At 33.3% G+C, this 19968-nt stretch carries 15 protein-coding genes; 14 read left to right on the top strand and 1 reads right to left on the bottom strand.

Features of this window, described 5'->3' with window-relative positions:
* Window positions 1–32 precede the first annotated feature (32 nt).
* The 10 genes from ACJBCC_RS02855 to ACJBCC_RS02810 all read left to right on the top strand — a co-directional run bounded on the left by ACJBCC_RS02855 (window position 33) and on the right by ACJBCC_RS02810 (window position 15165).
* Window positions 33–410 (top strand): cupin domain-containing protein, encoded by a 378-nt coding sequence (locus ACJBCC_RS02855; protein WP_299098484.1) that lies wholly within the window; start codon window positions 33–35, stop codon window positions 408–410.
* A 285-nt stretch (window positions 411–695) separates the two neighbouring features.
* Window positions 696–3746 (top strand): TonB-dependent receptor, encoded by a 3051-nt coding sequence (locus ACJBCC_RS02850; protein WP_299098485.1) that lies wholly within the window; start codon window positions 696–698, stop codon window positions 3744–3746.
* Between the two features lie 45 nt (window positions 3747–3791).
* Window positions 3792–5312, top strand: coding sequence for a RagB/SusD family nutrient uptake outer membrane protein (locus ACJBCC_RS02845; RefSeq protein ID WP_299098486.1), 1521 nt, complete (start codon window positions 3792–3794; stop codon window positions 5310–5312).
* Window positions 5313–5593: 281 nt separating this feature from the next.
* Window positions 5594–8716: a SusC/RagA family TonB-linked outer membrane protein gene (locus tag ACJBCC_RS02840; protein ID WP_407556332.1), complete on the top strand. Its 3123-nt coding sequence runs from the start codon at window positions 5594–5596 to the stop codon at window positions 8714–8716.
* A gap of 32 nt (window positions 8717–8748) precedes the next feature.
* Window positions 8749–10179: a RagB/SusD family nutrient uptake outer membrane protein gene (locus ACJBCC_RS02835; protein WP_299098488.1), complete on the top strand. Its 1431-nt coding sequence runs from the start codon at window positions 8749–8751 to the stop codon at window positions 10177–10179.
* A gap of 25 nt (window positions 10180–10204) precedes the next feature.
* Window positions 10205–11230, top strand: coding sequence for a PKD domain-containing protein (locus tag ACJBCC_RS02830; protein ID WP_299098489.1), 1026 nt, complete (start codon window positions 10205–10207; stop codon window positions 11228–11230).
* Between the two features lie 25 nt (window positions 11231–11255).
* Window positions 11256–12179 carry a polysaccharide lyase family 7 protein gene (locus tag ACJBCC_RS02825; RefSeq protein ID WP_299098490.1) on the top strand — a complete coding sequence of 308 codons (924 nt, stop codon included), beginning with the start codon at window positions 11256–11258 and terminating at the stop codon, window positions 12177–12179.
* Between the two features lie 143 nt (window positions 12180–12322).
* A complete protein-coding gene (locus ACJBCC_RS02820) occupies window positions 12323–13027 on the top strand; it encodes a FadR/GntR family transcriptional regulator (RefSeq protein ID WP_299098491.1) in 705 nt (234 codons plus the stop codon).
* A 24-nt stretch (window positions 13028–13051) separates the two neighbouring features.
* On the top strand, window positions 13052–14353 hold the full coding sequence (locus tag ACJBCC_RS02815; RefSeq protein WP_299098492.1) for an MFS transporter: 1302 nt from the start codon (window positions 13052–13054) through the stop codon (window positions 14351–14353).
* Between the two features lie 50 nt (window positions 14354–14403).
* On the top strand, window positions 14404–15165 hold the full coding sequence (locus ACJBCC_RS02810; protein ID WP_299098493.1) for an SDR family NAD(P)-dependent oxidoreductase: 762 nt from the start codon (window positions 14404–14406) through the stop codon (window positions 15163–15165).
* Between the two features lie 128 nt (window positions 15166–15293).
* Here ACJBCC_RS02810 and ACJBCC_RS02805 read toward each other — a convergent pair whose 3' ends face one another.
* Complete coding sequence (locus tag ACJBCC_RS02805) at window positions 15294–16313, bottom strand: LacI family DNA-binding transcriptional regulator (protein WP_367179554.1); 1020 nt, start codon at window positions 16311–16313, stop codon at window positions 15294–15296.
* Between the two features lie 148 nt (window positions 16314–16461).
* On the opposite strand from ACJBCC_RS02805, the gene ACJBCC_RS02800 reads away from it, so the two are divergent.
* The 4 genes from ACJBCC_RS02800 to ACJBCC_RS02785 are packed head-to-tail and all read left to right on the top strand — an operon-like array spanning window position 16462 to window position 19961.
* Window positions 16462–17508, top strand: a complete 1047-nt coding sequence (locus ACJBCC_RS02800) for a sugar kinase (protein WP_299098494.1) — start codon at window positions 16462–16464, stop codon at window positions 17506–17508.
* A 25-nt stretch (window positions 17509–17533) separates the two neighbouring features.
* A complete protein-coding gene (locus tag ACJBCC_RS02795) occupies window positions 17534–18751 on the top strand; it encodes a 6-phosphofructokinase (protein WP_407556331.1) in 1218 nt (405 codons plus the stop codon).
* A 19-nt stretch (window positions 18752–18770) separates the two neighbouring features.
* On the top strand, window positions 18771–19439 hold the full coding sequence (locus tag ACJBCC_RS02790; RefSeq protein ID WP_299098496.1) for a bifunctional 4-hydroxy-2-oxoglutarate aldolase/2-dehydro-3-deoxy-phosphogluconate aldolase: 669 nt from the start codon (window positions 18771–18773) through the stop codon (window positions 19437–19439).
* A 3-nt stretch (window positions 19440–19442) separates the two neighbouring features.
* Complete coding sequence (locus ACJBCC_RS02785) at window positions 19443–19961, top strand: LacI family DNA-binding transcriptional regulator (protein ID WP_299098497.1); 519 nt, start codon at window positions 19443–19445, stop codon at window positions 19959–19961.
* Window positions 19962–19968 lie beyond the last annotated feature (7 nt).

Here is a 19968-nt window from a genome sequence, read left to right as displayed (position 1 = left end):
CAAAAAAGCAATAATTCAAAAATTAAATAAAAATGAAAAGATTTAGCGAAAAGTATATTGTATCAAAGGATATGGAGTGGGAAGAACTAGGAGGAGGAGTTTCTAGAAAGTTCTTAGGTTATGATAATCAAATCATGATGGTTAGTGTAAAGTTTGAAGAAGGCGCATTAGGAGCACCACATCAACATTTTCATACGCAAGCTACATATTGTGTGTCAGGTAAATTTGAGTTTGAAATTGACGGTGTAAAACAAATAGTAGAAGCAGGTGACGGTGTATATATAGAGCCAAACTTATTACATAGCGCGGTATGTTTAGAAGCAGGACAACTTATTGATACTTTTAGTCCTGTGAGAGAAGATTTTTTAACAGGCGAAGGACCATCTTATTTTGGAGATAAAGAATCGTAAAGATTTATTTTATCCCATTTACTAATAGTTGTTAGCAAACTTATAGTCCATTAAGCCCTTAAGTTATTTACTATATTACCTTAAATATTAACTATTTTAACATATAAATTTTACGAAAACGTTGTATTTAACAAATATTTATATATATTTGGTTTTCCAATCTGGTAAACCAATTTGGTTTACCAGTAAAAAACTTTAAAAAGATTCTCATTTTATTACGTAAAATATGAGTCTTTACTATTAAAATAAACTAATAATAAAACAATCTAATCTAAACAATGAATTATGAATTTAAAATTTAAACTCATTACTGTTATTGCACTTTTCTTTAGTGTAGTAGCTTTTGCTCAAGAGGCATATACCGTATCAGGTGTAGTCACTGGAGCATCCGATAATATGCCCATACCTGGTGCAAATATTATTGTTGTCAATACAAGTAGAGGTACTTCTACTGACTTTGATGGTAAATACCAATTGGAAGTAAGCAAAGGCGATGTTCTTAAGTTTTCTTATGTTGGTTATGTAGCTCAAACTGTTACAATAGATAGTCAGACTACTGTTAATGTTTCATTAGCCGAAGATGATAATTCATTAAGTGAAGTTGTTGTTGTAGGTTATGGAGCTCGTAAAAAAAGTGATGTAACTGGTTCTGTATCTTCTTTGAAAAAGGAAGAATTAACTGCTTTTCCTGTATTGGAAGCAGAACAGGCACTTCAGGGACGTGCAGCTGGTGTAGTTGTTCAATCAAATAATGGTGGTGAGCCAGGAGCACCAATTAAAATTAATATTAGAGGTAATACTTCAATTAATGCAAGTAGTGATCCCCTTATTGTTGTAGATGGTTTTGTGGGAGGTACAATGCCACAAGCTGGAGATATTGAATCACTTCAGGTTTTAAAAGATGCATCAGCAACGGCTATTTATGGTTCTAGAGGATCAAATGGTGTCGTATTAGTTACTACTAAGAAAGGTAGAAGTGGTAAATTGGTTGTAGAATTTAATTCTACATATTCAATTCAAAATACTGCTAATAGCTTAGATTTATTAAATGCTAGTGATTTTGCAGATTACCAAAATCAAATTAGAGCTAACCAAGGTAATACAACTCCATACGTACAAGGAGATTACGATACGGATTGGCAAGATTTAATCTACAGAGCTGGTAGTACTTCAAATAACCAAGTTTCTTTCTCAGGAGGTTCTGAAAAAGTTAATTATTATGCTTCAGGTACTTATTTTCAGCAAGATGGTATCTTAGTTAACTCTGGATACGAGAGAGTTTCTTTCTTGTCTAATCTTGATGCACAAGTTACTGATAAGTTAAAAGTAGGTCTTAACTTAAACGGTCGTATGAGTAAAAAAGATGGAGTATCTACTCAATCCAATGGATCAGTTACTGTGGGTGGTGATGATGTTGTTTCTTTAGCAATGCGTTTCGCACCAGACAAAGGAATCTATAATGATGACGGAACTTTTTCAACAAATGATTTAATTGGTGATGAGGTAGATAACCCATACGCGGTTGCTACACAAAGAGATGATGATACTGAAATAGAAGATTTTAGAGCGAATTTTTATGCAAACTACGAAATTATTGAAGGTCTTGCATTTAAAACAACTTTCGGTTTAAGTAATAAGAATGAGTTTAGAGGAATATACATGCCTAGAACTTTAGCTGTTACAGCTGGTAGAGGCTTAGATGGTAGAGCTATCATGTCAGAAGATAAAACTAAAACTATTTTAAGTGAAAACTACTTAACGTACAATAAAGAAATAGGAAAAGGTAATTTAACTTTATTAGCAGGATATTCTTACCAAAAAACAGTTAGAAAAGGGTTTTACAGCGAAGGTACTGGTACTATATCAGATTCATTCTCTTACTACGGTTTATGGACTGCTACTAATTTAATTAATGGTGGATCAGGAGATATCTATGAAACTGAAACTGAAATTCAATCTCAATTTGGTAGATTAAACTACGATTATGATGATAAATACTTATTAACTGCTACAGTAAGACGTGATGGTGCATCTAACTTTGCTGAAAATGAAAAGTATGCAATTTTCCCTTCAGCTGCGTTTGGTTGGAAAATTTCAAATGAAGATTTCTTAAGTGATAATGAAACTATCTCTAACTTAAAATTCAGAGCCAGTTATGGTCTTACAGGTAACCCATCAATTGGTGCTTACGAATCGTTAGCAAGTTTAGCTAGTATTTATGCGTCTAGTAATGGTGGAACTGTACCGGCTATTACGCCAAACCAACCTTCTAACCCAGATCTTAAATGGGAAACATCTTACCAATCTAACTTTGGATTAGATATAGGTTTATTTAACAGTAAAGTTTCTTTATCATTAGATTATTATAACATTGATACTAAGGACTTAATCATGGTTGATAGAGGATTACCTTGGTATTTAGGTTTCTACAATGATCAAATATTGAAAAATGTTGGTGAAATAAATAACAAAGGATTTGAAATTTCTTTAAATACTAGAAATATTACTAACGATAACTTTAGCTGGTCTACAGATTTAGTGTTCGCTACTAATAAAAACTCTGTAACAACATTAATTAATGGTGATGATTATTTCCAAAATGGTGCGCCAAGTTATTTTAGTGTAAATAACACGGCTATCTTAAGAGAAGGTGAAGAAGTAGGTTTATTCTACGGATATGATTATGCAGGTGTCTTCCAAGGAGGTGCGTTACCAGCCGGTACAGCTACATTGCCAGGAGCTTCAGCAGGAGATCCATTATTTGCTGATATAGATGGAAGTGGTGATATTACTAACGATGACCAAACAATTATCGGTAATCCAAACCCAGATTTTACTTGGGGTATTACAAACAACTTTTCGTATAAGAACTGGGATTTAAATGTCTTTTTCCAAGGTTCTCAAGGAGGTGAGATTTTTAACATGACTAATGTGCAGTTAAATAACGGTGATGCTAATACAACTTATGATTATTACAATAGTGCTTGGACGGCTGCTAGCCCTAACACTGATCAACCTCGTGTAGGGAATAACAGTTTTAGAGAAATTTCTTCTCGTTTCGTAGAGGACGGTAGTTATATCAGATTAAAAAACATTGCTGTTGGTTACTCTTTCCCTACAGAAATGATTGAAAAATTAGGAATTGAAAACCTAAGATTAACACTTAGTGCACAGAATCTATTAACGATTACAGATTATTCTGGTTTAGATCCTGAGGTTAACTATTATGGCTCTGCTGGTGATAATAATACAGCAAGTAATACGGTTAGAGGTTTTGATTTTGGAAATTACCCGACAGTTAAATCGGTGAGTTTTAGTCTAAATGTGAAATTTTAATCGTATATTTTAGAAAAAAACAGTTTTAATTAAAAAGAAAAAATTATGAAGACTTTTAAAATTTTAATGTTATTGATAATGGGATTGTCAATAATGGGATGTTCAGATTTAGAAGAAGAGCCTGTTGGTTTATTATCGCCAGATGGTTTCTTTACATCTACTCAGGATATTCAAACCGCTATAGATGGTTCCTTAACACATGCTATTAACGAAGAAATTTGGGGAAGAAAACTTTCTATTGCATTGATGTTACGTTCTGATATGGTTAACCTTCAATCTACTCAAACACGTAGAGTTGAAATGGATACACATACAATTACAGGTGATAATGAAATGGTATATGATCCATGGACTAGAATTTATTTAGGAATTGCAGCAGCAAATAATGCCATTGCAGGTGCTGAGGATGTAGCGGTTGATGAAGCTGTTAAAAACCCAGTTACGGCACAAGCTTATTTTGCTAGAGCGTTTTATTATTTTCATTTGGTAAGACTTTTTGGTGATGTTCCTTACATTGATACTCCAGTTGATGATATCGGAGCAGCTAGTTCTCTAAGTAATACACCTGAATCTGAAGTATATGATAGAATAATAGCAGATTTACAATGGGCTAAAACTTGGTTGCCAAATACACAGGCTTCTAGATCTATACCTTCTAAAGGAGCGGCAAGTTCTTATTTAGCACTAGTATATTTAACTAGAGCAGGAACAAGTGATATGACTTATTTCCAAATGGCATATGATGAAGCTTATGAAGTAATTCAGAATGCAGGGACTTATAATTATGCTTTAGATCCAGATTTTCAAACGTTATTTAATGCTAATAAAATTGATAACTCTATAGAGCCAATTTTCGCATTAGATTATAACAATGTAGAAGCTCCAGATAATGCATATGATCAAATATCTCCAATGTGTGGTATTAGAGGTGATGACGGATGGTCTGTTGCTGTGCCTACAATGGCTGTTTACCAATCATTTGATGCAGATGATTATAGAACACGTGTAAGTTTCCAAACAGAAGCTACTATTAATGGTACTACAGTAGATTTTACTCAGTTTGATATTAGTGGACATGAGCATGCAGCAAACCAGCCTTATATGGCAAAGTACTCTCGTTATCCAGGAGAATTTGCGAGAGGTAGTAAGAGAGCAACAAGTCATAACTATTCTATGATGCGTTATGCAGAGGTTTTATTGATTGCTGCAGAAGCAGGAGTTGAAGTAGGAAGCCCATTAGCTCTTGGTTTTCTTAACGAAGTAAGAGGTAGAGCAAGAAATGGTGGTGAAACGACTAATGGTGGTTACGTTGAAGAAACAGTAGCAGCTAGTGCAGTTCCTGCTGATCTTGGTTCAATTACTGTTGCAGATGTTCTTGAAGAACGTAGAATTGAACTTGCATTCGAATGTAAGAGATGGTATGACATCAAAAGAAGACAATTAGGAGACCAGGTTTTTAGTGCTTCAGGTTATGAGGGAGCGAAACCAGAATGGAACTCAGCTGTTGATTACGATACTCCAATCCCACAGGATGAGATTGATAGAAATCCTAATTTAACGAATTAAATTTAGGATCAAATATTATTTTTATCCCTGTGTTTATTTTAAAGTAAACATAGGGATTTTTTTGTTGTATATGCTATAACTTTAGTTAAGTATAATCTCTTGACTTTAAAGTACATATACTGTTATTTTTTGAGGGAATTCTTCTGCTATTTAATTACTCAGAAATAATTTTGATTTAACAAAAAAATAACATACATTTGGTAAACCAATCTGGTAAACCAGTTAGTAATAGGTTTAAAGTGAGGTAAATGCTAAATAACTAACTAATCTAATATTTAAACATGAATTTAAAAATAAGGTTAACAACGATTTTTGCTTTGTTTTTTTGTGTATCGCTTATCGCACAAGAAAAGTATTCAATAAGCGGAACCGTAACTTCTGCAGGAGATAATATGCCTATTCCAGGAGCTAACATCATCATTGTTAAAACAACCAGAGGAACCTCTACGGATTTCGATGGTAAATACCAATTAGAAGTAGCTAAGGGTGATGTTGTTCAATTTTCTTATGTAGGTTATGTAACTCAAACATTTATAATTGATAGTCAAAAGACTATTGATGTTTTGCTGGTTGAATCAGATAACTCTCTGAGTGAGGTAGTTGTTATTGGTTACGGAACACAAAAGAAAAGTCATACAACAGGTGCTATTTCTAAAGTAGTAAATGATGATTTAGGTCAAATAGCCGTTTCTAGGGTAGATGATGCCTTAGTTGGTCAGGTTTCAGGTGTTAATATACAAGCTACAGATGGTGAGGCTGGTGCTGCACCAACAATCACAATTCGTGGTGTTGGTTCAATGGCTGGTGATTCTACACCATTAATTGTTGTCGATGGTGTTATTGTTGATTCAGATTTTTTAGGATCTTTAAATATGAATGATGTAGAATCTTTTGAGATTTTAAAAGATGCCGCCTCTTCTTCTATTTATGGTTCAAAAGGATCTAATGGTATTATAATGATAACAATGAAATCTGGTATAGAAGGGAAGACTAAAATTAGTTATAATACATATACTGGTTTTAAAGACGCCAGAAAAAGTGATGCTTATGGTTATACTACTACTGAATGGGCAGAGCAGCAAATGGAAGAAAATGGTGTAGTTTCTATTTATACACAAGCACAATTGCAAACAGGTACAGATCGTTCTTGGCAAGATGTCTTTTTCGACGGTGGAGCAATTACAAGTCATGCACTTTCTTTAAGAGGTGGTAATAAAAGCACAAAATATACAGCTAGTTTAAATTATTCTGATGATGAAGGTGTGTTGTTAGGAGATAATTATACAAAATATGGTATTAGACTAAAAGTTGATAATAAGGTAAATGATAAATTTTCTGTTGGTGTAAATTTAAGTCCATCATATACCGATAGAGATAGGTTTTCTGAGTCTGTACATAATGTAGCTAGACATCAGCCATGGCTGCCTATTTATCATACTGAAGCGACATTACAAATGGTAAATCCTGAATCTTTTCCAGGTTTACAAGTTGGTGATTATGCCAGACAAGATCATTTCACAATTTTTGATTTAGATGGTGACGGTTTAGTTAATGACGAGCTTAACAATATTGGTAATAGTACAAATCAGAATCCTTACGGTAGAACTACAGAGAGAAGCAGAGTAGATAAAAAGTTTAAGATGTTTGGAAGCGTATATGGTAAATATAAAATAGCTTCAGGACTAAATTTTACGACAACTTTATCAGGATCAATTCAAGATACTAAAAGAACGGATTATTTAGGTACTTTAGCTCGTAGAACCGTAGCTTCTGCATACATGGTAGAAACTAGCCAGAAAGAACAATACTATATTTTTGATAACTTTTTAAATTATAGTAAAACTTTTGGTAAACATGAGTTAGGGGTGACATTAGGTAATTCAATTGAAACAAGAGATTATTTCTTTTCTACTATAAAGGGTATTGGTTTTGAAAACGATGCTGTACAACAAATTTCTGGAGCAACAGAAATTGTATCTGGCGAAACATATGGGCTAGAATGGAAGAAAAGAGGTGTGTCTTTAATTTCACGATTAACTTATGCATATGATGACAAATACTTATTATCTTTAAGTATGCGTCGTGACGGAAGTTCAATTTTCGGATCAGATTTTAAATATGGTAATTTTCCGGCGGCATCTGTAGGTTGGAATATTGCTAAAGAGAGTTTCTTAGAGGATAGCGACTTTGTTTCAACACTTAAATTTAGAGCCAGTTTTGGTGTAACAGGTAATGATAGACTAAATACAGGAAGTGTAAATCCAGATGCTCAAGGTAGTAGTTCGGTTTTAAGCTCTGATAATGTGTTACAAGATTATTATCCGCACTTGGCATTATTAGATTTAACATCTTATGTGGTCGACGGAACAATTACTACAGGTTACTCGCCATTAAATCTAGCAAACCCTGAGCTAAAATGGGAACGATTAATTGAAATTAATCCAGGGATAGATTTTGGATTCTTAAATAATAAAATTACAGGATCAATTGATTGGTACCAAAGAACTAGTGACCAGTTATTATTAAACAATCCAGTATCTGCAACAACAGGATTTAATAGTGCTTTAGTTAATTTGGGTGAAGTAAAGAATGAAGGATTCGAGTTTGAGTTAAGAACTAGAAATATTAATTCTGAAAAATTCACATGGAAAACGTCGATTATAGCTACTACGAATGAAAATACATTAATTGATTTTGCTGATTCAGATGGTCAAGTTACGAGTTTAGATCCATCACGACCAGCAGAATGGATTAATCAAGAAGGGCAACCAATATCTTCTTTTTATGGATACGTAGTAGATTCTGAAGTGCCAATTGAATATAGAGATAGACCTTACAGACATGTTGGTAACGAGTTTGGTTTAGTTAGAGTGAAGGATTTAAATGGTGATGGTGTTTTAGATGATGAAGATAAAACGATATTAGGTAATCCTTACCCAGAATTAATTTGGAGTTTAACTAACGATTTTTCTATAGGTAACTTTGATTTTTCATTTATGTTTCAAGGATCACATGGTGCAGAAGTAAGAAATATTGGAGATCATTATTTGTTTAGTCATAATAACAACAGAACATTAAATGCAGAAGCTGCAACAGCAGGATATGAAACAGACTTCTTAGTAGATAAATACTTCACTAACAGTATGATACAGGATGCATCGTATATTGCATTAAGAAATGTGAATATTGGTTACAATTTACCTAGCGATGTAGTTACTAAGTTTGGTATATCTAAATTTAGAGTTTATGCATCAGGTCAAAATTTAATGTATAAAACAGCGGATGGTTATACAGGTTGGAATCCAGAAGCTTTAGATAAAACAAGTCCTACACAATACGGATACCAAAGAGGTGGATCTCCAATTTATAGAACCATATCAATAGGTTTAGACGTAGACTTTTAATTAATAAATAAACTATTTAATACGATTTTATTATGAAATTTGTAAAATATATAGCTGTCCTTTTTATAGGAGTATTGGCATCATCTTGTAGTGATTTCTTAGATCCAAAACCAAATTCAGCGTCAACTTCTAATAATTATTATACAACTTTAGCAGAGCTTGAATCAGCATTAATTGGAGCTTATGATGCTATACAGGGAGATGGTAGTTACGATAGAGATGAAAATCATGGTGTACAATACGAATTTTATATCACAGAGATGAGAAGTGGTAACAGTTCTACTAAAATTGCAGATGCAGATGATTTTTCTGATTCTGGTCAATTTGAATCTTTCAGTGTACTTGCAACCAATGGTATAGTTGCTAATTATTACGATAGTTTTTATCAAGTTATTTTTAGAGCGAATGTTGTTTTAGAAAATTTAGGAAACGTTAGCGAAGATACATCTGCAATTGAAGCAGAGGCCAAGTTTATTAGAGCTTACGCTTATTTTAACTTAGTAAGGTTGTTTGGAGATATTCCTTTAGTAGATCATGTACTTACAGCATCTGAGACAGATACTCAATTTATAAGAGTAGATAAGAATCTAGTTTACGATCTTATTATAAGTGATTTAGAAACAGCTAAAGATGGTTTAGATAACACGTATAAAACCAGAGCGTCAAAAGCGGCGGCTCAAGGTTTATTAGCTAAGGCTTATTTATCAATAGAAAATCCTGAGTATCTTAAGGCTCAGATACTATGTGAAAGTATTATTAATAGCCAAGAGTTTGATTTAGTAAACTTTTATGATGTTTTTTATTCAGAATTAAATGATGAAATTATCTTTGCAATTGGGTATCAAACAATTGATGATAGTCAAAACTTTTCTGCACAATGGATGAATGCTGTAGGAAGATCAAGTGGTCTAAATTATGCAACTTATGATTTAGTAGGAGATTTAGATCTATATGGTGGTGACAGAACACAATTTACTTATAGACAAGATCCTATTCACTTAACTTCAGTGAGATATCAATGTGCTAAATATTTCCCTGATGGTGATGATGGAGGAGACACAGGTGAGTTTACTGGAAACCCAGAATTGGCAGGTAATGACTGGATTGTTTTACGTTATGCTGATATATTGCTGTTGTACGCAGAAGCAATTATGGCTGGAGGACAAGAAACTAATAATGCGGCAGCATTAAATGCTTTTCAATTAGTACGAAATAGAGCAGGTCTTACAGATGTGGTGACTAATTTAACTAAAGAAGAGTTATTATTAGAAAGAAGGGTAGAATTAGCTTTTGAAAATCATAGGTTGTTTGATTTGGTACGATTCGGAGAAGCAGAAACGACGCTTTCGGCTTATTCAGAACTTAATGGATTTGGTTATACAACATCAGATTTATTATTACCAATGCCTCAAAATGAAGTAAATCTAAGTAATGGTTTAATGAGTCAGAATCCTGGTTACTAAACATATTAATTTAATACATTTTAAAATGAAAAATATTAATAGAATAAAAAAACAGGTAAAAAATAAGTTAGTTGGTGCGTTACTCATAGTGGCTTGCATTACTACAATTGCTTGTGACCCTACAATTGATTCTTTAGCATTTGATTTGCCAGATGCTAATTCACAGGAAGATTTAACACCTCCTGCAGCTGCATTTACAGCATCTGTTACAGCAGATTATTTAACATATACTTTTGCTAATGAATCTACAAGTGCTACAACATATGCATGGGATTTTGGTGATGGTAACAGTTCAACATCTGTAGATGGTTTAAACACATATCCAGACGAAGGCACATATACTGTAACGTTGACGGCATCAGATGCATTAGGCGCTGTGAATACTTACACCGCGGAGGTTGTAGTAGAGGAGCCAGAAGCACCACCAGTTTTAGATCCTACATTGGTAAATGCAGATTTTGTAAAATTACCTAAATCTTCAGGTTCGGATTGTGCATGTGCTGCTTGGATAAATAAGAGTATAGGAGATCAAGGAGAATCAAGTTCAGGTAATGGGTCAGATGTTCTGAAATTTGATAATAACGAACCAGATGCTATATACCAAGAGTTCGAAGTAGTACCAAATGCTAATTATCTGATAACAGTGGTTTCATCTTTTAAGAGTTTAGAAAGTGGCGGATTATATCCAAGTGAGTTAGAATTAAGAATTTTAGCAGGTACTGGTTATACAGATGGATATACACCTGTTTACTATACAGATACGGTAGATTTTCCACAAGGAAACAGTGATTCAGGATTTTGGGGATATACATCTATTGCGCAAGTAGAAGACGAAGCAAATAATCTTCTGATAAGAGTAGAAGACAATCCTAGTGATACAAGTTACTTATCGTATCAATATTCATTTAATTCTGGAGCTAATACAAGTGTAGCATTATTTATGAGAGGATTAGGTGGTCCTGCAACTGGTGGAGCTGGTGGAGACTTTGGATATAATAGTGGAGATGAAGAGATTCGTACAGATTCAATTGTTATAACAGCTTTAGATTAAATTTCAGAGTAATAAATCATTAATTATGAATTTCATTAAAATTTCAGTCTTCATTTTTATCGCTTGCTTCTATACTAATGGTATTGATGCTCAGAATATTTCTGAAAATGAAACTGAAATATCTGATAAAAAAGTTGATAAGAAGAAAAAAAAGAAAAAGAAAAAAAAGAAGAAGGTTAAACTTCCAAAAATTGATTTAAGTCACTGGAAAGTTACATTACCAGTTACTAATGAAAAAGGAAAACCTTATGAAATAGATCCGCCAGAGATTTTAGATTTTGCAGATAATGAAATAGCAAAACCATATATGTACATAGACTCAACAAAAGGCGCTATTGTATTTCATGCGATGCCAACGGAATCTAAAACTAGGAATACTAAGTATACGAGGTCTGAGCTAAGAGAGCAAATGGTACCTGGTGAAAATAATGTGAACTGGACATTTGCAGATGGTGCAAATATGAAGGGGAAGATTCAAATGGAGGAAGTGACAAAGGATGATGAAGGTAAATACCATCGTGTTATTATTATGCAAATCCATGGAAGATTAACTAATGAACAGAGAGATTTAATAGGTGAGGACGATAATAATGCACCACCAATATTAAAAATTTATTGGGATAAGGGTAAAATTAGAATTAAATCTAAAGTGTTAAAAAACCTTGCAGCTTCAGATACTGAAATTTTACATGAAGATGCTTGGGATAATGATGAAGGATACAATTTTGAACAAGAAGTTGGTTTCAGAAAATTTACATTAGAAGTTCAAGTTACTGATGGTAAAATGTTGATAATTTTAAATGATACAGAATATAAAGCTTACGAGGGCATCCACATAAAAAAGTGGGGAATATTCGAGAATTACTTTAAAGCAGGAAACTATTTTCAGTCTAGAGATGAAGGCGCTTATGCTAAAGTTAGATTTTACGAATTAGAAGTAAGTCATTAAAGTTTATTTGAGTTAGTCGCTTATTGAATTCTGCCGTTGATTAGTTGTGCAGGTGGAATTCTTTAAGCACTATTAAATAATCTTATATTTATAAGATATATTGCACAATATTAATCGTGTAATTAAAAATTAAAAATTTAGATATGAAATTGGAAATGCTGGCAAAAATGGAAAGTTTAGATTCGCAGAACGCTATTATTTCTAAAATAAGAGATTTAATAAATTTAAAAAATCTTGAACCTGGTGATAAACTGCCTTCAGAGCGAACATTATCAGAGAAGTTTGGAGTTACTAGAAGTAATGTTAGAGAAGCAATTCAAAAATTAGAATTTTATGGGTTGCTAGATTCTATTCCTCAAAGTGGAACTTTTGTTGCAAACATTGGTGTCATAGCTATGAATGGAATGATCGACGATATTTTGAGACTAGAAACACCAGATTTTAAATCTTTAGTAGAAACAAGAATTTTATTAGAGCTTAAAACTGTTAGATTAGCTGCGCTGAGAAGAACGAATGAAGATTTAAAGGAAATAAAGAATGCATTAGAAGCATATGCTGCAAAAGTTTTGGACGGTAAGGATGCAGTGCAAGAAGATTTATTGTTTCATTTGGCCATTGCAAAAGCTAGTGGTAATAGCTCAATGAACACATTTATGTTAACTATAACTCCTGAGATAATCACTAATTTTGAAAAGTATCACGTATGTGATAAGAATCGAGCTAATGTAGGGATTGATGAACATAAGGCTATTTATAATGCTATTAAGGCTCAAAATCCAAAATTAGCGAAACAAAAAATGAAAGAGCATTTTAACGAGCTGTATAAATATTGTTATAATATTAAATAATCATCTTAAATTAAAAAAGGGAGTATGAAATTAAAAGGCTTACGTTGGTGGGTAGTTGGGCTTGTTGCATTAGCTGCTGTTATAAATTATATTGATAGACAAGCGTTTGGTGCTTTATGGCCAGACATCGCTAATGATTTATTTCCAGAAATGGATAAGGATGGACATAAAGCTATTTATGGTACTATTTCTACCGTATTTATTTTGTCTTATGCTGGAGGTCAAGCATTATTTGGAAAAATATTCGATTGGATAGGTACTAGAATAGGATTTGCACTTTCAATAGGTGTGTGGTCTATTGCAACTATGTTACATGCATTCGCTCAGGGTTTATTAACGTTTTCAATTTTTAGATCAATTTTAGGTATTGCAGAAGCTGGTAATTGGCCAGGTGCGGCAAAGGCCAATGCAGAATGGTTTCCTACTAAAGAAAGAGCACTTGCTCAAGGAATATTTAATTCAGGTGCAGCTATTGGAGGTATTGTAGCATATCCTGTAATAGGATTATTATCAGTATATTTTGATTGGAAAGCAATTTTTATCGTTGTAGCCGTATTAGGGTTTTTATGGTTATTACCTTGGTTATATGTAGTTAAAGGTGATCCAAAAACGCATCCTTGGTTAACAGCTGATGAAAAAGATTATATTCTTTCAGGACAAAAAAATCAAGATCTTGATAAAGATGGTAACTACGATGAAGGATATACACCAAATACAGGCGAGTTACTTAAGCATAAAGAAAGTTGGGGCGTTATTATAGCTTCGGCAGCAATTGATCCTATATGGTGGCTGTTTATAGTTTGGATTCCAATTTACCTATCTGAAGTTTTTGGAATGGATGTTAAGGAAATAGCATTCTCTGCTTGGGTTCCTTACGTGGGTGCAATGATAGGCGCAATTTTCGGAGGCTTATTAGCAAAAAATAGAATATCAGCGGGATGGTCAATCGATAAAACTCGAAAGATGACAATTACCTTAGGTTGTGCAATAATGATCCCTTGCTTTTTTCTATTGAAAGCACCAGGAAGTGCTATTAATGCAGTAATAATTATGGCTGTATTACTTTTTGGATTTCAAATTGCTATTGGTAATATTCAAACTCTACCTAGTGATCTTTTTAGTGGTAAAATAGTAGGTACATTATCTGGATTTGCAGGTATGGCTGCTAAGCTTGGTGCCGCAGGATTAACTATCTTGGTAACATTCATAACTACAGGTGGTAACTATACGCCTGCATTTTTAATTGGTGGAGCATTAGCTATTATAGCATTAGTAGCCGTTTGGTTTTTATGCCCTAAAATAGAACCATTAAAACCAAAAGCATAATTACAATTAGAACATAAAATTAAACAAGAATAATTTAAGATTTATTAAACATGAGCAATAAAGGAAAAGTAGCTGTTGTGACAGGAGCAACAGGAGGAATAGGATTTGAAGTGGCAAAAAGATTAGGTCAAGATGGATATACTGTTGTATTAAATGGTATCGAAGATGAAGCAGGTGCAGATAGAGTAAAGCAACTTACTGATGAAGGTATTACTGCAGAGTACTATGGTTTTGACGTAACTAGTGATGAAGCTGTAACTTCTAACATTAAGGCGATTGGTGATAAATATGGTAGAATCGATGTACTAGTAAACAATGCTGGTGGATTAGGTGGAAGATCTCGTTTTGAGGAAATGACAACTGATTTTTACAGATTTGTTATGGCTCTTAATCTTGATTCTGTATTTTTTGCTTCAAGAGCAGCTATCCCATATTTAAAAAATGGAGAGCACCCATCAATAATTAACTATACATCAAATGCTGGATGGACAGCAGGTGGACCAGGTGCAGGTATCTATGGTACTTCTAAAGCTGGTGTTCATGCGATAACGAGAGCATTAGCAAAAGATTTAGCCGAATACGGAATTAGAGTAAACGCGGTATCTCCAGGTACTATTGATACACCATTCCATGCTCAAATTAAAGCAACAAAGCCAGAAGTTTTTGCTTCATGGGCAAATAACATTATGTTAGGTAGACTTGGTCAACCTGAAGATGTTGCTGGTGTAATTTCATTCTTAGCTAGTAAGGATGCAGCATTTATAACTGCTGAAACTATCCAAATTGGTGGAGGACAAGCATTAGGAATCTAATAAAATAGATTTTAAAATATTAAGCGCTATTATAGAAATATAATAGCGCTTTTTTCATGATTAAAAATTGATGTAAATTCTAGGATTTGATAATATTCAACAATACGAATATGGGTAAATTCAAAAATTTAATTTGAAGAATCCCTAACAATGAGTTCTGCATCAAGAATAATTTTATTTAGACTCTGTTTAAGCACATCATTGGATACATGTTTCAAAAAAGTTTCAGCTGCAATTCTCCCAATTTCGGTACTATGTTGTGCAACACTTGTAATTGAAGGACTAACTAATGAGGTAAACGGTTCGTTTCCAAAACCAATTAACCTTACAGAGTCAGGTACATTTATATTATTTTCGTTTAATACTTGTAATGCGCCAAGAGCAGCATAATCACTAGCTACATATACGGCATCAGGTCTATTTTCTAATTTAAGAAGATGTTCCATTTCGCGTCGTCCATCTTCAAGGGTCAGAGAGCTTTCAATGATAAGGCTATCATCAATGGGAAGGTTGTGCTTTATAAGTGCATCAACATATCCTTTAATTCTGTTATTAAATATTCGTGTTCTTCTAAATCCTCCAATATGTGCAATTCGTTTACATCCTTTTTCAACGAGATGTTTTACTATAATTTGACTACTATCGTAATCATTAATTCCTACATAGTCTACATTGAGATCATTCTCTCCTCTATCGAAAAGGACTAAAGGGATTCCTTTCGATTTTATTTTTTCGTAATGAGATAGATCAACAGTTTCATTAGCCATGGAAGCAATTATGCCATCTACTTGTGTGAATAAAAGGGTATCTATACTCTTACATTCCTTTTCAAAAGATTCATTAGATTGTGTAATTATAATACTGTAACCCGCTTTATTGAGAACGGTTTCCATACTTTCAATGACCGAAGAAAAAAAGTTACTATTTGTTTTGGGTACAATAACTCCAACTAAATTACTCTTTCCTTTTCTTAGTGCACTTGCTAAATGATTAGGCTGATAATCCAATTCTTTAGCAACGCGTTTTACAGCTTGCTTCGTTTTTTCGCTTATTCGGGAATCATTGTGCATAGCTTTAGATACCGCAGCTGGTGAGATATTTAATTCGTTTGCAATGTCTTTTATTGTTATTCTTTTTTTATTCCCCAAGTTTTTATATATTTGCTTAATCGATTAAGCAAATATACTGTTTTAACCAAAAAAATCAAAATTAGAACGTTTTGATTTTATTTTTTAAATCAATTGCTTAAACGATTAACCAAACATAAATTTATAACTAAATAAACAAATATTCAGAATGAAAAAAGTAGTCACTTTTGGAGAAATTATGCTAAGATTAGCACCTCAACAATTTTTAAGATTTTCACAAGCAAATAGTTTTGATGCTATTTACGGTGGAGGAGAATCTAACGTAGCAGTATCATTAGCAAACTATGGTGTACCAGTCGATTTTGTAACACGTTTACCAAAAAATGATATTGGAGCATGTGCTATGATGGAAATGCGTAAAAGAGGAGTTGGAGTAGATAAAATTATTTATGGTGGTGACCGTTTAGGAATTTATTTCTTAGAAACTGGTGCTGTAAGTAGAGGTTCTAAAGTCGTTTATGATAGAGCACATTCTGCCATTTCAGAAATCACACCAGGAATGGTAGATTGGAAAGCAGTATTTAAAGATGTAGCTTGGTTTCATTGGACAGGTATAACACCTGCAATTTCTCAAGGTGCAGCAGATGCATGTTTAGAAGCTGTAAAAATCGCTAGTGAAATGGGAGTAACTATTTCTACCGATTTAAATTATAGAGCTAAACTTTGGACGTTCTGTGATGATGCACATAGAGAAAAAATAATGACTGAATTAACATCTTATTGTGATGTTGTTTTAGGGAATGAAGAAGATGCCGAAAAGCATTTTAATATTCATCCAGAAGGTTTAGATGTTCATAAGCATGGTCACGATGTAAAAGCAGAAGCATTTTTATCAGTTTGTAAGCAAATGATGGAGAAATTTCCAAGAGCTAAAAAGGTTATTACCACATTAAGAGGTTCTATTTCTGCATCTCATAATACTTGGGCTGGTGTTTTATATGATGGAAAAACTATGTTTGAAACACGTCAGTACCAAATTACAGATATTGTTGATCGTGTAGGTGGTGGAGATTCATTTATGGGTGGATTAATTTACGGATTATTGAAATATCCTGAAAACGATCAAAATGCATTAGATTTTGCAGTGGCAGCGTCTTGTTTAAAGCACACAATTAAGGGTGATGCTAACTTAGTAACTGTTGAAGAAGTAGAAAAATTAATGGGTGGCGATGCGTCAGGACGTGTAGCTCGATAATTTTCAATTTCGTTCTTTTAAAATTATGAAAAAATCAATAGCAATAATTTGTGGTGGAGGTCCTGCTCCTGGAATAAATACAGTAATAAGTACTTTAGCCAAAACCTTTTTAAAAGATGGTTATGAGGTTATAGGTGTTCATCATGGATATCAAGGCTTATTGTCAGAGGAGCCAGAAGTGAAAATTTTCGATTTTCATCATGCAGATCGTATTTTTAGTCGTGGAGGATCTACTTTGATTATGAGTAGATTTAAGCCTAAGGATAGTGATTTTAGAGCTGATTTTTTTAAGAAAAATAACGTAAAACTATTGGTAACTATTGGTGGTGATGATACAGCATCTACTGCCAATAGGTTAACCAAATTTCTTGGCACACAAAGTTTAGATGTGGCCCACATTCATGTTCCTAAAACCATTGATAACGATTTACCTTTGCCAGACAGAAATCCTACATTCGGATTTCATACGGCAAAAGATGAAGGTGTTAGAATTGGTAATACGGTTTACGAAGATGCAAGAACGAGTGAAAACTGGTTTGTTGTTTCGGCAATGGGTCGTTCAGCTGGTCATTTAGCCTTTGGTATTGCTTCGGCATGTCATTTCCAGATGATGATAATTCCTGAAATGTTCAATAAAACCAACATTACTTTTGATAAGCTGATCAATATGATTATTTCTTCAATTGTAAAATGTAAAATAATGGGTGTTGAATATGGCGTTGCATTGATAAGTGAAGGTGTTTTTCATTTTATGGATGAGGAGGAAATTATTAATTCGGGTATTAATTTTACGTATGATGATCATGGACATCCCGAATTAGGAAACGTGAGTAAATCACATATTTTTAATTATTTACTTCAAATTAAATTGAAAGAAATTGGTTTAGAAATAAAATCGAGACCAGTTGAGCTTGGTTATGAATTAAGATGTTGTAATCCTATAGCATTTGATCTCACTTTATGTACGTTATTAGGTATTGGTGTTAAAAAACTATTTGACCAAGGAGTTACAGGTTGTATCGTTAGTGCCAACTCTAGTGGAGATATAAAACCATTATTTTTAAAGGATTTTGAAGATGAAAATGGTAAGATTCCACCTAGATTAGTAGATATGGATTCTGATATGGCACAACTATTCATAGATAATTTATTCTTTTTAAAAGAAAAAGATTATGAAAAAGCGAAAGCATATATAGCTAATCCAGAGGCATATGATTTCAAAAAAATATTAAACTGGAACTAAAAAAAATAAACATAAAATTATGGCAAATTATACAAGAATAGAAGTTGCGAATGTTATGAAACAGACAGGTATGGTGCCTTTGTTTTATAATGCAGATTTAGAAATAGGTAAAAAAGTAATAAAGGCAACTTACGATGGTGGTGCGCGTTTATTAGAGTTTACAGCAAGAGGAGATTTCGCTCATGAAGTTTTTGGAGAACTAAACAAGTGGGTTCTTAAAGAATTACCAGGTATGATAATGGGTGTCGGTTCAGTTACAGATGCAGCTTCAGCGTCACGCTTTATGGCTTTAGGTGCGAATTTTATTGTAACACCTGTATTAAGAGAAGATATTGCAATAGTTTGTAATAGAAGAAAAGTAGCATGGTCTCCAGGCTGTGGTTCTTTAACTGAGATCTGTAGAGCGGAGGAATTAGGCTGTGAAGTTGTTAAATTGTTTCCAGGTGGAATATACGGAGCAGATTTCGTAAAAGCTATAAAAGGCCCTCAACCATGGACAAGCATAATGCCTACAGGAGGTGTTTCTCCAACAAGAGAAAATTTAGAAGGTTGGTTTAAAGCTGGAGTAACTTGTGTAGGTATGGGTTCAAAATTAATAGCGAAAGGTGCAGATGGTAATTATGATTTAGCAAAGATTGAATCTGATACAAGAAATGCATTAAGTATTATTAAAGATTTAAGATCATAACAATTGAAGTCGTCTGGCGTAACTATAAAAGAGCTTTCTTCTATATCTGGATATTCAATATCTACGGTATCAAAAGCACTGAATAATAAACTTGAAATTAGTAAAGCTACAAGAGACGCCATTAAAAATATAGCAAAACAGCATAACTATGTTCCTAATAGTTATGCTGTTTCTCTTAGAATGCAAAAAACAGGTTCTATTGCAGTTATTCTACCAAAAGTTACGGAACCTCGCTACAATTACGCATTGTGTCATTTACAGAAATCTGCGGAAAAATTAGGCTATAGAATCTTCTTTTATCAATCTTTTGATTCTAGCTCTAAAGAATTAAATTATATCAAAAGTTTAAGTGATGGCTCTATTGATGGTATTATATTAATATCATCTGAAGAGACTAAAGAAAAATCTAAATATTCAAGTGATATTTTTCCAGTTGAGCTGTTAAATGTTAGTTTTAATCAACCTTTAGAGGAAATTAAGTCTATGGCTAATCAAAGTATTTTAAATGTACTTAAGGGCTAAATTTGCA

Origin of the sequence: Winogradskyella sp. 4-2091, from assembly GCF_045765065.1 — a bacterium.
Lineage (GTDB): Bacteria > Bacteroidota > Bacteroidia > Flavobacteriales > Flavobacteriaceae > Winogradskyella.
The sequence above is the reverse complement of the archived record's forward strand: the minus strand, read 5'-3'. Positions and strand labels throughout refer to the sequence as shown.

What these genes read in the sequence shown, in the direction of transcription:
- ACJBCC_RS02800 (WP_299098494.1), top strand. Translation starts at nt 16,462, where the DNA reads ATGAAAAAAGTAGTCACTTTTGGAGAAATTATGCTAAGATTAGCACCT.
- ACJBCC_RS02855 (WP_299098484.1), top strand. Translation starts at nt 33, where the DNA reads ATGAAAAGATTTAGCGAAAAGTATATTGTATCAAAGGATATGGAGTGG.
- ACJBCC_RS02825 (WP_299098490.1), top strand. Translation starts at nt 11,256, where the DNA reads ATGAATTTCATTAAAATTTCAGTCTTCATTTTTATCGCTTGCTTCTAT.
- ACJBCC_RS02840 (WP_407556332.1), top strand. Translation starts at nt 5,594, where the DNA reads ATGAATTTAAAAATAAGGTTAACAACGATTTTTGCTTTGTTTTTTTGT.
- ACJBCC_RS02795 (WP_407556331.1), top strand. Translation starts at nt 17,534, where the DNA reads ATGAAAAAATCAATAGCAATAATTTGTGGTGGAGGTCCTGCTCCTGGA.
- ACJBCC_RS02820 (WP_299098491.1), top strand. Translation starts at nt 12,323, where the DNA reads ATGAAATTGGAAATGCTGGCAAAAATGGAAAGTTTAGATTCGCAGAAC.
- ACJBCC_RS02845 (WP_299098486.1), top strand. Translation starts at nt 3,792, where the DNA reads ATGAAGACTTTTAAAATTTTAATGTTATTGATAATGGGATTGTCAATA.
- ACJBCC_RS02790 (WP_299098496.1), top strand. Translation starts at nt 18,771, where the DNA reads ATGGCAAATTATACAAGAATAGAAGTTGCGAATGTTATGAAACAGACA.
- ACJBCC_RS02830 (WP_299098489.1), top strand. Translation starts at nt 10,205, where the DNA reads ATGAAAAATATTAATAGAATAAAAAAACAGGTAAAAAATAAGTTAGTT.
- ACJBCC_RS02815 (WP_299098492.1), top strand. Translation starts at nt 13,052, where the DNA reads ATGAAATTAAAAGGCTTACGTTGGTGGGTAGTTGGGCTTGTTGCATTA.
- ACJBCC_RS02810 (WP_299098493.1), top strand. Translation starts at nt 14,404, where the DNA reads ATGAGCAATAAAGGAAAAGTAGCTGTTGTGACAGGAGCAACAGGAGGA.
- ACJBCC_RS02835 (WP_299098488.1), top strand. Translation starts at nt 8,749, where the DNA reads ATGAAATTTGTAAAATATATAGCTGTCCTTTTTATAGGAGTATTGGCA.
- ACJBCC_RS02850 (WP_299098485.1), top strand. Translation starts at nt 696, where the DNA reads ATGAATTTAAAATTTAAACTCATTACTGTTATTGCACTTTTCTTTAGT.